13 protein-coding genes are annotated in these 14169 nt (G+C 40.8%); 2 read left to right on the top strand and 11 right to left on the bottom strand.

Translation table 11 applies throughout. The features are described from left to right. Positions 1 to 28: 28 nt before the first annotated feature. The 6 genes from HT698_RS02540 to ruvB all read right to left on the bottom strand — a co-directional run bounded on the left by HT698_RS02540 (position 29) and on the right by ruvB (position 6633). Complete coding sequence (locus tag HT698_RS02540) at positions 29 to 1882, bottom strand: proline--tRNA ligase (RefSeq protein ID WP_050259801.1); 1854 nt, start codon at positions 1880 to 1882, stop codon at positions 29 to 31. A 12-nt stretch (positions 1883 to 1894) separates the two neighbouring features. After that, positions 1895 to 3154, bottom strand: a complete 1260-nt coding sequence (rseP, locus tag HT698_RS02535; RefSeq protein ID WP_000900675.1) for an RIP metalloprotease RseP — start codon at positions 3152 to 3154, stop codon at positions 1895 to 1897. A 21-nt stretch (positions 3155 to 3175) separates the two neighbouring features. Next, a complete protein-coding gene (locus HT698_RS02530; protein ID WP_050259804.1) occupies positions 3176 to 3979 on the bottom strand; it encodes a phosphatidate cytidylyltransferase in 804 nt (267 codons plus the stop codon). Positions 3980 to 3987: 8 nt separating this feature from the next. Next, the gene (locus tag HT698_RS02525; RefSeq protein WP_166736646.1) at positions 3988 to 4746 is read right to left on the bottom strand and encodes an isoprenyl transferase; all 759 of its coding nucleotides are present in this window, start codon (positions 4744 to 4746) and stop codon (positions 3988 to 3990) included. Between the two features lie 335 nt (positions 4747 to 5081). Beyond that, complete coding sequence (locus HT698_RS02520; protein ID WP_166736645.1) at positions 5082 to 5654, bottom strand: nucleotidyltransferase family protein; 573 nt, start codon at positions 5652 to 5654, stop codon at positions 5082 to 5084. Next, positions 5635 to 6633: a Holliday junction branch migration DNA helicase RuvB gene (ruvB, locus tag HT698_RS02515; protein ID WP_125443323.1), complete on the bottom strand. Its 999-nt coding sequence runs from the start codon at positions 6631 to 6633 to the stop codon at positions 5635 to 5637. The genes HT698_RS02520 and ruvB overlap by 20 nt, the downstream gene beginning before the upstream one ends. Before the next feature lie 133 nt (positions 6634 to 6766). Here ruvB and HT698_RS02510 point away from each other — a divergent pair, with 133 nt between their 5' ends. Further along, a complete protein-coding gene (locus tag HT698_RS02510) occupies positions 6767 to 6859 on the top strand; it encodes a type I toxin-antitoxin system Fst family toxin (RefSeq protein ID WP_000969509.1) in 93 nt (30 codons plus the stop codon). Between the two features lie 318 nt (positions 6860 to 7177). Beyond that, complete coding sequence (locus HT698_RS02505) at positions 7178 to 7270, top strand: type I toxin-antitoxin system Fst family toxin (RefSeq protein ID WP_000970296.1); 93 nt, start codon at positions 7178 to 7180, stop codon at positions 7268 to 7270. Between the two features lie 850 nt (positions 7271 to 8120). Here HT698_RS02505 and HT698_RS02500 read toward each other — a convergent pair. The 5 genes from HT698_RS02500 to leuS all read right to left on the bottom strand — a co-directional run bounded on the left by HT698_RS02500 (position 8121) and on the right by leuS (position 13875). Then, positions 8121 to 8537: a GNAT family N-acetyltransferase gene (locus HT698_RS02500; protein ID WP_173219318.1), complete on the bottom strand. Its 417-nt coding sequence runs from the start codon at positions 8535 to 8537 to the stop codon at positions 8121 to 8123. Positions 8538 to 8548: 11 nt separating this feature from the next. Then, positions 8549 to 9244 carry a GNAT family protein gene (locus HT698_RS02495; protein ID WP_173219315.1) on the bottom strand — a complete coding sequence of 232 codons (696 nt, stop codon included), beginning with the start codon at positions 9242 to 9244 and terminating at the stop codon, positions 8549 to 8551. Positions 9245 to 9536: 292 nt separating this feature from the next. Further along, on the bottom strand, positions 9537 to 10769 hold the full coding sequence (locus HT698_RS02490) for an acyl-CoA thioesterase/BAAT N-terminal domain-containing protein (RefSeq protein WP_173219312.1): 1233 nt from the start codon (positions 10767 to 10769) through the stop codon (positions 9537 to 9539). A 56-nt stretch (positions 10770 to 10825) separates the two neighbouring features. Then, positions 10826 to 11281 (bottom strand): MarR family transcriptional regulator, encoded by a 456-nt coding sequence (locus tag HT698_RS02485; RefSeq protein WP_173219309.1) that lies wholly within the window; start codon positions 11279 to 11281, stop codon positions 10826 to 10828. 92 nt (positions 11282 to 11373) lie between these two features. Next, positions 11374 to 13875, bottom strand: a complete 2502-nt coding sequence (gene leuS / locus HT698_RS02480) for a leucine--tRNA ligase (protein WP_173219306.1) — start codon at positions 13873 to 13875, stop codon at positions 11374 to 11376. Between the last annotated feature and the right edge of the window lie 294 nt (positions 13876 to 14169).

Below are 14169 nucleotides of genomic sequence, written 5' to 3'. Positions count from 1 at the left end.
TTCCTTGTTTTTCTTCTGATTATAGTTTTTATTTCTTGCTGAGAATTTCAAGCGTTTCAAGCACGTTATCTGCATGAACCTCGATGGTATCACCAGTCGCTTTAATCTTCACTTCTACGATACCATCGGCTGCTTTCTTCCCAACAGTAATACGGATTGGAAGACCAATCAAGTCGCTATCACTGAATTTAACTCCGACACGTTCGTTACGGTCATCTGTCAAGACTTCGTAACCAGCTCCCATCAAGCTTGCTTCAAGCTTTTCTGTCAAGGCTTGCGCTTCATCATCCTTGACATTGACAGTGATCAAGTGCACATCAAATGGTGCCAATTCTTTAGGGAAGTTGATTCCCCAAGCGTAACGGTATTCACCTTTTGGCGTTTTGTTAACAAAGAGGCGAGCGTGTTGCTCCATCACTGCTGAAAGGAGACGGCTGACACCGATACCGTAACATCCCATGATAATTGGCACAGCACGGCCATTTTCATCCAAAACATCTGCTCCCATGCTTGCTGAATAGCGAGTGCCAAGTTTGAAGATGTGACCAATTTCGATACCACGCGCAAAGTTAAGGACACCTTGCCCGTCTGGGGAAATTTCACCCTCACGAACTTCACGGATATCCACATATTCTGCAGTAAAATCACGGCCTGGGTTCACACCAGTCAAGTGGTAGCCATCTTCGTTAGCGCCGACCACTGCATTGCGAACATCTTGCACCTTACGGTCTGCAATGATTTTAACATTCTCTGGCAAACCAACTGGTCCAAGTGAACCGAACCCTGCTTGAATAAGATTCGCTACTTCTTCTTCGCTAGCAACGTCGAAGAAATCTGCTCCCAAATGGTTTTTCAACTTGACTTCGTTGAGTTGATCATTTCCAACTAGAAGGGCTGCAACAAGCTCACCATCTGCCATGTAGAAGAGGGTTTTAATCGTTTGTTCTTCTGGAACATTGAGAAAGGCTGCAACTTCATCGATTGATTTAACATCTGGTGTTGCAACACGAGTCACTTCTTCTTCAGCGACAACACGGTTGCTTGGTTTGTACTCGTTTGTTGCCATTTCCAAGTTGGCCGCATAGCTAGATTCACTTGAGTAAGCAATCGTATCTTCACCAGAAACCATCCATTTGAGCAATTCTGCCTTGATTTCTTCTTGCACTTCTGTAGGAATTTCGTCAAATGAGGCAACCGACTTGTCCAAGACAACCCAGCGGTCAAGGTCTGTACGAGCAGGTGTAATGGCCATAAATTCTTGGCTATCCTTACCACCCATGGCTCCACCGTCACCAATAATAGCCTTAAAGTCTAAACCACTACGAGTGAAAATACGCTCATAAGCAGCCTTATACTCATCATAAACACTGTCCAAGCTATCATAGTTAGCGTGGAAACTATAAGCATCCTTCATGATAAACTCACGTGTACGAAGAAGTCCATTACGTGGGCGTTTTTCATCACGATACTTAGGCTGGATTTGGTAAAGGTTGAGTGGCAATTGCTTGTAAGACTTAACAGAATCACGGACAATAGCTGTAAAGGTTTCTTCGTGAGTTGGACCTAGGATAAAGTCTGATTTTTCACGGTTTTTTAGCTTGTAAAGGTCTTCACCATAAGTTTCATAACGACCTGATTCGCGCCACAACTCTGCACTGAGAAGGGCAGGAGCCAACATCTCAACGGCACCAATCTTATCAAATTCTTGGCGCATGATATTTTTAGCTTTTTCAATCACACGGTTGGCAAGTGGTAGGTAAGAATAAACACCTGCTGAAACTTGACGAACATAACCAGCTCGCAACATAAGAGCATGGCTGATAACTTGAGCATCGCTTGGCATTTCGCGAAGCGTTGGGATAGGCATTTTACTTTGTTTCATAATATTCCTCGATTATCTAAAAAAGAGTCGCATGATGTCATTCCAGGTCACAGCAATCATCAAGACAACCATGATGACCACTCCGGCCAAGGTGACATAAGTTTCAATTTCTTGTTTTAATGGTTTGCGGCGGATGGCTTCTAGGATATTGAGCACAATCTTACCACCATCCAGGGCTGGAATCGGAATAAGATTAAAAATCCCGATATTGATGGAAATCATTGCCAAGAAGTACAAGACGTTCTCAATTCCATTTTTAGCGGCATCACTACTTGCCTTAAAGATGGCAACAGGTCCACCTAGCTTGTTCAAATCCGGTTGGAAAATCAAATTTTTCAGTGCTGATAGAATTCGGAGGGCCGAGTCAGCAGCAGTTGTAAATCCACCTACAAACATAGATAGAAAATCTGACTTAATCCCCGGTTGAACACCTAGAAGGTAACGGCCTTGACTTTCTTCCGGAGTAACAGTGACTTGTTTGTCACTACCATTTTCAGAAATAGTCACATCCAAGGTCGGGGCTGTCTTATCTTTGGTTTCTGATTCCACAGCCTGAATCAAACTTTCCCAGTTGCTAATCTCATGTGAGCCAATCTTGGTAATTTGTGCCGTTTCTGGTACTCCTACCTTAGCCAAAGCCCCTTGAGGCATGACATGAAACTGATTAGTGTCAACATCTCTGACACCACCCTGCATGAAGATTAAAATCCAGAAAACAACGACACCTAAGATAAAGTTGTTCATAGGACCTGCAAAATTGGTAATCAGTTTCCCCCAGATAGTCGCATTTTGATATTGAACATCTAAAGGTGCAATCCGAACCTCAGTACCATCTGCTTCCACAACCGTTGCATCGTGATCCACTGCAAATGTTTTTTCTTCTTCCAGAACCAATCCCTTGATAAAGAGCTTATCTTCAAAATCAAACTGGGTCACCTGCATAGGGAGGGCTGTTTGATCCAATTTTTTACCTGAGAGATTGATGCGTTTAACCTTACCGTCATCAGTAAGCGTCAAACTGACAGGAGTCCCTGTCTTAATTTCAGTTGTATCATCACCCCAACCGGCCATGCGAACATAGCCACCCAGAGGCAAGATGCGAATGGTATAGGCCGTTCCATCCTTGCCAATATGAGCAAAGATTTTAGGCCCCATACCGATAGCAAATTCACGCACTAGAATCCCTGATTTCTTAGCAAAGTAGAAGTGCCCGAACTCGTGCACCACCACAATAATCCCGAAAACCAGAATAAAGGTTAAAATTCCGAGCATAGTATTTCCTCCGTCTTTTGATTAAAAGAGTCCAAATAAGTGCATGATTGGAAATACAAGCAACATACTATCGAAACGATCCAAAACACCACCATGCCCAGGGATAAATTTCCCAGAATCTTTGACACCAAAATGACGCTTGATCGAACTTTCTAGTAAATCACCAAATTGTCCAGCCGCACTAAAGAAAATAGCAAAGACTGACATCTTGTAAATTCCATACGGAAGAGCGACTGTACTGTCAACTATCATAAAGATGATGGTTACTAAAATAGCACCTAAAATACCACCCAAGGCACCTTCAAAGGTTTTATTTGGAGAAACTGTCGGAGCTAATTTTCGTTTCCCATAGTTCATCCCAACAAGATAGGCACCACTGTCTGTTGCCCAAACAATACACAAGGCTAATAATGCCTTATCTAAACCTGCAATTCTAGCATCTAATAGAGCATTAAAACCAAAGCCCACATAGAAACTCATAGCAAGCGGGAAAACAGCATCTTCAATTGTATAAGACTTGCTAAAAACGGTCGTTCCTAACATGATTGAAATCAAAACACTATAGGCAACCACATTCCCATCAACTGGCAAAAAAGTCAGGTAATTCTCCAAGGGAATGGTCAAGGCAAAGGTTGCAAAGAGGGTCAAGAGGCCCTCCATCGTCATGGTCTCTAGACCTCTCATCTTCAAAAGTTCATGCATGGCTAGCATAGCTATGATTCCAATTGCTATCTGAAGCAAGAGTCCCCCAATCATCAAAATCGGTAGGAAAATAGCCAGGGCAATTCCTGCAAACAAGGTTCTTTTCTGTAAATCCTGTGTCATATTTCCTCCTAAACTCCTCCAAATCGGCGATGACGACGATTGTAGGCAAGAATGGCTTCCTGCAAGGCTGTCTCGTCAAAATCAGGCCACAAGGTGTCCGTAAAATAGAGCTCACTATAGGCTCCCTGCCATGGAAGGAAATTACTCAAACGCAATTCCCCACTAGTCCGGATAATCAAGTCCGGATCTCGTAAGTCCTTAGGCAAATGCTGGGTGAAGAGATAGTTGCCAATCAATTCCTCTGTGATGTCCCCTGGGTTGATTTTGGCATCTAAAACATCCTGAGAAATCAACTTAAGAGCCTGTGTAATCTCAGCACGTCCACCATAGTTGAGGGCAAAATTAAGAATCAAACCTGTGTTGTTCTTAGTCAATTCCTCAGCCTTGGTCAGAGCTTCAAAAGTTTGCTTAGGCAGGCGGTCCGTTTCCCCAATCATTTGAATCTTAACATTATTCGCATGTAGTTCTGGAACATAATTATCATAAAACTCTACTGGCAAGTTCATGATAAACTTGACTTCCTGATCTGGACGGGTCCAATTTTCCGTAGAAAAAGCATAGACCGTAATAACCTTAACGCCCAGTTTGTTGGCTGCCTTGGTCACAGTTTGCAATGCTTCCATGCCCGCCTTGTGTCCAAAAACTCGCGGTTGCATACGTTTTTTAGCCCAACGGCCATTGCCATCCATAATGATGCCGATATGAGCAGGAACCTGTGTCGGAACCTCTACTTCCACAGCCTTATCTTTCTTAAAAAATCCAAACATGATCTTATTCCTATTCAAAAATCTATCGTTTCATTATACCATATTTCCCTATTTTCTTCTATCACTAAGCTATTTATACTCTTCGAAAATCTCTTCAAACCATGTCAGCTTCACCTTGCCGTACTCAAGTACAGCCTGCGGCTAGCTTCCTAGTTTGCTCTTTGATTTTCATTGAGTATTATTCTCAGGCACAAAGCCCATTTCCAAAAAAATAAGCCGCCTGATTTGGCGACTTTATTTTTTATAGGGAGATTATTATGAAAAAGTTTTAGGAGTTTAAGTTAAGGTCTTCTTAACTTATGAACTTAGTATACACTTCCTAGCTTAAAGTTTCCTTAAGTATTTTTAAAAATCAAATTTTTCCATTTCTCCTGCCAATTTTTCTTGGATAGACGTGTTCGATAAAGTTCCATTCGGTCTTCATTCTCTAAAAAATGAGGAGTTGGACGAACTTGAAAATTCAAAATATCCTCCAAACCATAAGGTGCATAGAGTTCAAAATCGGATTTTTCATTCAAGCGCAGTCCAACTGCCGTACACCGTTCTGGATACTTACTCATAGCATCACAAGAGCTGCTATAGGGAGCAGTGTGAGGACTGTGCTGGTGCATATAGACTTGATTTTTCAACTCCCACTGGTACTGAGGAAAATCCGCTCTCAACTTTTTCTCTAGAGACAAGGTTTCCTCATAAGAAATATCTGGATCAAAGAAAATCACATCTACATCTGTTTCACAGTCAAAAGGGGATTTGTCTGACAAGAGATTCCAGATAAAATTTCTGACAGAACCTGCCGCCAACCAAGAATCTTTCAAACCAAGGTTACGGATGATGGTCAGAATAGCCATCATATCCGGATTTTCTCTAAAAGCCTCTATAATTTCTTGCTCATTTTTCATTGTATTCATAACCTAAATGATCATATGCCTTAGCAGTCGCCACCCGTCCAGACCGTGTCCGCATGATAAAACCTTTTTGAATCAAGTAGGGCTCATACATGTCTTCGACAGTCTCACGCTCTTCTGCTATGTTAACAGAAAGAGTTCCTAGACCAACAGGACCACCACCGTACATCTCAATCATGGTTCGAAGGATTTTTTGATCCACATAGTCCAAACCTTCATGGTCAACATCCAGCATGGTCAAAGCCTTATCGGTAATAACATCATCGATAACCCCATTTCCCATAATCTGGGCAAAATCGCGCACGCGCTTGAGGAGACGATTGGCAATACGAGGGGTTCCTCGACTACGCAAGGCCAGCTCGGATGCTGCCTCATGAGTGATTTCCATCTCAAAAATATCTGCCGTCCGCTCAACAATTTCTGTCAAATCAGCATGGGCATAATACTCCATATGACCTGTAATCCCAAAACGTGCCCGTAGTGGATTTGAGAGCATACCAGCCCGAGTCGTCGCACCAATCAAGGTAAAAGGTGGCAACTCCAAATGAACACTGCGACTGCCTTCACCAGCACCAATCATGATATCAATGTAGAAGTCCTCCATGGCACTATAAAGCACCTCTTCCACAGACATGGGCAAGCGATGAATTTCATCAATAAAAAGGACATCCCCAGGCTCTAAGTCATTCAAAATCGCTACTAGATCACCAGCTTTTTCAATGACTGGACCCGAAGTCTGCTTGAGATTGACACCTAGTTCGTTGGCAATAACAAAAGCCATTGTCGTTTTCCCCAAGCCTGGAGGTCCAAATAAGAGCACATGATCCAGCGCTTCATCCCGCATTTTGGCAGCTTCGATAAAGATTTGGAGCTGGTCCTTGACCTTGTCCTGCCCAATATATTCACGTAAATACTGAGGACGGAGCGTGCGTTCTACTAACTCCTCATCCCCCATTATCTCATTATCTAAAATTCTACTCATGGCTCTATTATATCAAAAAATCCAAGCCACAAACAAAAAAGCCACTGGATTGGTGCCTCCCGAGTTTAGCACTTATGTGGTATAATATTGTTCGGCACTGCTACACCGCCTACGAAAGGAGGTGAATTAGCCCATGATGGATACAATACTTAAAACTATCATCGGACCAATTGTGGTCGGTGTCGTTCTTCGCTTAGTCGATAAATGGCTAAACAAGGACAAATAGTGTCAAAAAGACCCCAAGCTTATTTGGACGTGAGCTTGGGGTCTTTTCTAGCCTATGATATAGACACAATACTTAATTCCCTTTTATTATCCCATAGTTCACAAAATTTGTCAAAGGTTTATATCCTCTTGAACCTCTGTACTACAAGACGTTCAAGATTGCGAAAGTTATCGGAAAATGATGTTTAGAAAACTCCCGAAAAGCCTGAAATAGAGCCAAAAAACTCCACCTAATTGGATGACTCCCGAGTTTAGCACTTATGTGGTATAATATTCTACGGCACTGCTACACCGCCTACGAAAGGAGGTGAGATAGCCCATGATGGAACTAATCCTTAAAACTATCATCGGACCAATTGTGGTCGGTGTTGTTCTTCGCTTAGTCGATAAATGGCTAAACAAAGATAGATAGTGTCAAAAAAGACCCCAAGCTTAATGTGGAAGTTAGCTTGGGGTCTTTTCTAGTCCATGATATAGAACTAATCCTTAATTCTTCTCCATTATCCCACAGTTCACAAAATTTGTCAAAACTTTACCATCCTCAGCTTCTCAAGCTTTAACCACTTTACAACAAGACTTTCAAGTTTAAGAGAAAGTTAGGGATTCTATCAATTTCATAGAAATTTTGATTTAGTAAACGAATAGACAATCTTACATGTCACTCCTCATTTAATACGCCACTACTGGACAAGCAAAATCATTATTACAGCAGTTCCAGTCCTTCAATTAACAGTCACTTACAATCAAATTGAGTTTGAAGTAGCTGAAGTAACAGCAAGCCTATTTCTTAGTCATATTCGCTAAAAAATCCCCGACAAAATCTCAAAAAGTCCCCGCCAATTCCCCGACAAAAATCCGAAAAATACCGAAAAATATCGAAAAATGATTTTTAGAATAGTCCCCAAAAGCCTGAAATAGAGCCAAAAAACTCCACCTGATTGGGTGGAGTTAAGGGAGATTATTATGAAAAAGAAAAGTTTAGGATTTTATTAAATAAAGTTAGGAGGTCTTTATTTAATAACTATATGATACAAGACAAAGCTTAAAACTAGCTTAACTTTTCTCAAATTTTACTATTTTGCAAAAAATTTCTATCACCATCACCTCACCACGAAAAAAAGTCACCTGATTGGGTGACTTCATTAGGAGATTATGATGAAAAAAAGTTTTAGGATTTCATTAAATAAAGTTAGGAGGTCTTTATTTAATGACTATATGATACTAGACCAGCCTTAAACTTTGCTTAAGAAAAACAAGTTTTGTTATTTTTCTCTGTTTACCCAAATCATTCCTGTACAATCATAGGTGGATAAAGTTTCAAACCCCATAGAACGATAAAATCCCACGTTTTTTTCTGTCTGTTCTGTCACCAGCTGGACTTGATAGGCATCTTTGTAATCCTCTAAAGCCTCTTTCATCAAAGCGCTACCAATCCCTTGACGCTGATAGATTGGTAAAACAATTAAATCCTGAACCAATACTGATGAGAATCCATCTCCAACCAAACGAATCAAGCCCACCACAGCATCGCCATCAAGTGCCACATAAATCGCTAATGAATGAGATAAGGCCTGCTCCAGCATCTCTGGTTGATGGGTATAATTTGTCCAACCGACAGCCTGATAGAGATGCAAAACATCCTCTAGCTTGACAATTTCTTGCTTTCTAATGGTTATCATGTCAACACCTCTTAAAGCTCTCTCAAGCTCTTGTACTGCTGTCCATTTTTATCAAAATTTTCAGGACGTAACCATGTTTCTAAACGAGCTTTGACTTGAGGCCAGTCCTTATCAATCATAGACAACCAATCCGTATCCCTCGTCCGTCCCTTATAAACCACTGCCTGACGGAAGGTTCCTTCATAAATAAAGCCCAAACGTTCCGCTGCTCGTCTGGATGGCAGATTTAAGGCATCGCATTTCCACTCATAGCGACGATAGTTAAGCTCCTCAAAGACATAGCAAGCCAAGAGATACTGGGCTTCTGTTCCTATCCGTGTCCCCCTGAGTTTTGGAGAAAAAGTGACAGCTCCCACTTCTATTACTCGGTTATTCTGGTCAATACGCATGAGAGAAAAAGTTCCCAAAGCCTTACCAGTTGCCTTGTCTATGATTGCATAGTAAAAACGGTCCTTACGAGCCAACATCTGATTTAAAAGAGTAACCAGTTCCTCTCTGTCTGCCACCGGTTCCTGAAAGAGGTAGGTCCACATCTCCCGAGGCGTATCAGAGCCATAAACAGCTAGCAAATCCTCCGCATGCTTTTCCACTGAAAGAGCTTCTATTCGAGCATAACGCCCTTCTAAGAAATCAATAGCAGGTAATTTACCAGACGTGTGACCGACTAAAGACTCGCCAATTATCTGACCATATTCATTTACTGGCATAGCATTCTCCTTATTCACTTATTGAATATAGTATAACATATCTCAATGAAAATTTTAGGAAACACTTGGTTTTCTATTCAATAATGCAAACTCCTCTTATAAAAATCATCCATCCACTTTATGGAGGAATAATCAAATATGGGAACGAGTGAGGTAATGCCCCTTATGCTTCTCTCTATTTTTTACTGTTTGTATTCAAATTTCTCTTGTTTTAGTGTTTGCTTTTGTATACTGGACTACCAACCAGAACTGTGTTTTTATCTTAGTTAGGACTATTACGGTTCAGCACTATCTACAAATTTTTCAGATGTGTATCAAAAAAATTTATCGTAGCAAACCAAGAGTCTACACTTTCTTTCATTAATAAGCGCCAATCTTTTCTATAACGATGATTCGGTTGATAAGCAATCGTCAACATATGCCCTGTTTCATGGTATTTTTTAAACAAAATGGATTCCCCTTTATAATGTGAAATGATATCATCTATCGCGGATGATGCATTCCATATTTCATCAACATCGCTTCCTAGTAATAATAAAGGAGAGGAAATTTTACTCACATCAATCTGAGCCCTACTATCTTCAGGAATATGTTTTCCAAAAAACTTGTTTAACAAATAATTTCCTAACTGAAATTTTTGATACGGAAGTTCTTTTTGTAAATATGTCCAAGAAGATGAATGAGAGTTGAGTTTTCCCTTTATTCCCTCAAATATTACATTTGAGGGGGAATTGAGTACCAAACATTGCACATCTTTCAAAATACTTTGTCCAGCCAGAACAAGCTCTGCTCCTTTAGAGCGACCATATATTCCTATTTTTGTATTATCAACTTGAGGATGATGATATAGAAAATCTTTCGCTTCCTCCAGACATTCTATTGAAATTCGTTCTAAATTTTGGGGTAATCCCTCTAAACCAAAATAAGCTATTGCAAGACAAATATAGCCTCTAGAAGATAAAAGTTGGGCAATATTCTGAGCTTTTTCAATTCTTCCCTCACTACCGCTAACAATAATCACGGCTGGCGCCCTTCTTAACTTTTCATCATAAAATAATCGACCTTGAAAATGCTTGTCATAGATATCTTGATATCTTACTCCCAGATTCATATAACGCCTTACAAAACTTTGCTCCGCGACCATATCTTTCCCCAGCCTGATTTTAATTTCAACACCAAAACAATCTCGTAATGGAATTCTATCAAGAGAACTCGGTAATCTCCTTTTCCTATTCTTCAACGGTTTCGCATTAAAGAATAATCCCATTTCTGAAACTCCTTTATAAGATCCCGAAATAGATGCTGTCTGAGAGGTATCAATCATACCGTCCTGATCAGATAAAAAAATTGCGGTTGATTTCCATATAACATCATGATCTAAAAGCAAGGGAGCATTTATACAGTAATAGTCAGACAGGTACATTTCTACACAATACATTGCCCTTGGTTCTAAACCATTAATAGCAATATAAAAAGATTCATCCGCTAAATCTGTTTGTGAAATCAGTTCTATGTTTACAGTCATATCTTCTCCTTTTTGTTAATTTGCTTAACAATTATATTTGAAATTTACCGTGACTTTTACCACGGTAATTCTCCCCACACCTTTTCAATATCATCCATCAATTTCACAACTGTTTGAAGTTCCACCTCGCTATAGTTGTTTAAAACTGAAAAGATTGATTTTTCAATATATTCTTGTTGCTCCTTATGGATTTTAAAAATTTCGATGCCTTTTTCAGTTAATCTCAAATATTTATTTTTCCCATTATTCGGATCAAAATCAAAAACAACTAAATTTTTTTGAATCAATCTCCTAACACTTTGAGTTATTGCACTTCTTGAAACTTCTAATAATTCAGATAATTTTACTAGATTTAAGGGCTGATTTTTCCCAATCACAACAATCAAATGTACCTCATTCAACGTAATGGATTTTTCAACACCACTTTTATGTTGATTTTTTTTTAACTGGTCAAACGCTAAAATAAATCTATTGAAACGATTATTAAATGCAATAAATTCTTTTTTATCCATAATCTCTCTTTCCTTTGTTAATCATATTAACAAAACAGAAACTTCCTGTCAAATAAAAAATCCCCCAGATTCTACTCTGAAGGATTCCTATCTTATTTCACAACAATGTTGACAAGCTTGTTCGGTACCGCAATTACTTTCACGATGTCCTTACCGTCAATTTCTGCCTTGACTTTTTCATCAGCTAGAGCAATTTCTTGCAATTCTTCGCGTGATAGGTCTTTAGCGACCATGAGTTTGGCACGGACTTTACCTTTGATTTGGACGACGATTTCGATTTCGTCTTCAACCAATTTGCTTTCGTCCCATGTTGGCCAAGCCACGTAAGAGATTGACTCACCTGTTGCTGCAACAGTTTGCCAGAGTTCTTCTGCCAAGTGAGGCGCAAATGGGGCAATCAATTGGATAAATCCTTTGGCGTAGTCCACATAGAGCTTGTCTTCCTTGTTAGCCGCATTGACAAAGACCATGAGTTGGGCAATAGCTGTGTTGAATTTGAGGGACTCAATTTGTTCTGTGACAGCTTTAACGGTTTCGTTATAAACCTTGTCAAGAGCACCATTGTTTTCCGCAATAATTTCCTTACTTGTAATCAAACGGTAAACACGGTCAAGGAACTTACGGCTTCCTTCCAGACCTTCTTCTGACCAAGCGATTGAAGCATCAAGTGGTCCCATAAACATTTCATAGACACGAAGGGTGTCGGCACCGTATTGTTCCACCACATCGTCTGGGTTGACAACGTTCTTGAGCGATTTAGACATCTTGGCTGGCGCTTGCTCCAACTCTTCCCCTGTTTCCACATGGAAGAAAGAACCGTCACGTTTTTCAACCTTATCAGTTGCCACAAGAGCCCCACGGTGGTCACGGTAGCTTGTTCCCAAAATCATTCCTTGGTTAAAGAGTTTTTGGAATGGTTCCTTAGTCGGAACAACACCGAGGTCATAGAGGAATTTATGCCAGAAACGAGCGTAAAGCAAATGAAGAACAGCATGCTCTGCACCACCAACGTAGATATCTACTGGCAACCATTGTTTGAGAAGGTCCTCATCAGCCAATTTCTCAGTATTGTGTGGATCAATATAGCGGAGGTAGTACCAGCTTGAACCTGCCCATTGTGGCATAGTATTGGTTTCACGACGACCTTTGACGCCATCTTCACGAGTCACTTCAAGCCAGTCTGTCAAGTTAGCTAGTGGACTTTCACCAGTACCCGAAGGACGGATATCCTTGGTTACAGGCAAGACAAGTGGCAATTCACTTTCAGGGACAGCTGTTGAAGTTCCATCTTCCCAATGAATGATTGGGATTGGTTCACCCCAGTAACGTTGACGGCTAAAGAGCCAGTCGCGGAGACGGTAGGTAACCTTCTCTTGTCCACAGCCTTTTTCTTCCAACCAAGCCACAATCTTGGCAATAGCGTCTTCTTTGTTGAGTCCATCTAGGAAGTCTGAATTAACGTGAAGTCCATCTTCTGTGTAGGCAGCTTCTTCAACGTTTCCACCTTCAAGTACTTCGACGATTGGAAGACCAAATTGTTTGGCAAATTCCCAGTCACGTTGATCGTGGGCAGGCACAGCCATGACAGCACCTGTTCCATAGCTAGACAATACGTAGTCGGCAATCCAGATTGGAATTTCCTTACCATTGACAGGGTTAATAGCATAAGCACCAGTCCAAACCCCTGTTTTTTCTTTGGCAAGGTCTGTACGAGCCAAGTCAGATTTGAGGCTAGCTTGGTGTTTGTAGTTTGCTACTGCCTCTGCTTGCTCTGTGCTTGTGATGGCATCTACTAGTTCATGCTCAGGAGCCAAAACAGTGAAAGTCGCGCCGAAAAGGGTATCAGGACGAGTGGTAAAGACAGTAAATTCCTTATCAGTTCCCTTAACCTTGAAGGTTACATTGGCACCAGTTGACTTCCCAATCCAGTTGCGTTGCATGTCCTTGATAGACTCTGGCCAATCTAGTTCATCTAAGTCATTGAGCAAACGCTCTGCATAGGCCGTGATTTTGAGCATCCATTGGCGCATTGGTTTGCGGACAACTGGATAACCTCCACGCTCAGATGTTCCATCTGGAAGAACTTCTTCGTTGGCGATGGCTGTTCCCAATTCCTCAACCCAGTTTACTGGTACTTCCGCTTCATAGGCCAAGCCTTTTTCGTAAAGCTTAGTGAAAATCCATTGAGTCCACTTGTAGTAGTTTGGATCTGTTGTATTGACTTCACGATCCCAGTCGTAAGAGAAGCCAAGCGCATTGATTTGGCGTTTGAAGTTGGCAATGTTCTCCGCCGTAAATTCTGCTGGGTCATTACCAGTATCCATAGCGTATTGCTCTGCAGGCAAACCAAAAGCATCCCACCCCATTGGGTGAAGGACATTGTAGCCTTGCGCACGTTTGAAACGACTGAGGATGTCTGTCGCTGTATAGCCTTCTGGGTGCCCTACGTGCAGACCCGCTCCAGACGGATAAGGGAACATGTCAAGCGCATAAAACTTCGGTTTTGATGCATCTGTTCCTGTCTTAAATGTATGATGTTCTGCCCAGTAGCCCTGCCACTTAGGCTCAATTTCTTTATGATTGTAAAAACTCATGGTCTCTCTCCAATTTTGTGATGTTACTATTATACCATTTTTGAGGGAATTTGAAATGTGTTAAAAGAAAAAACTGTATACTGTATCTCATTAATTTTGATGACTATGGATTGCTCTATCACTCACTTTTTTATCTTATTGTTATGCGGGAAATCAAAGAGCAAAACAAGAAGCTTATCTCTTATAACATAAAATACTGATTTTAGACCGAAGATAAAACTGGAATGCTAATTAATGTATTTACAATAAATAGCCGACAACCTGTGTCGCTTTTTAATTTATGAAGAGCGTCGG

The organism is Streptococcus sp. 3109, from assembly GCF_013276905.1.
Taxonomy (GTDB): Bacteria; Bacillota; Bacilli; order Lactobacillales; family Streptococcaceae; genus Streptococcus.
Note: the sequence above shows the minus strand (reverse complement) of the source record. Positions and strands in the feature narration are given on the sequence as shown.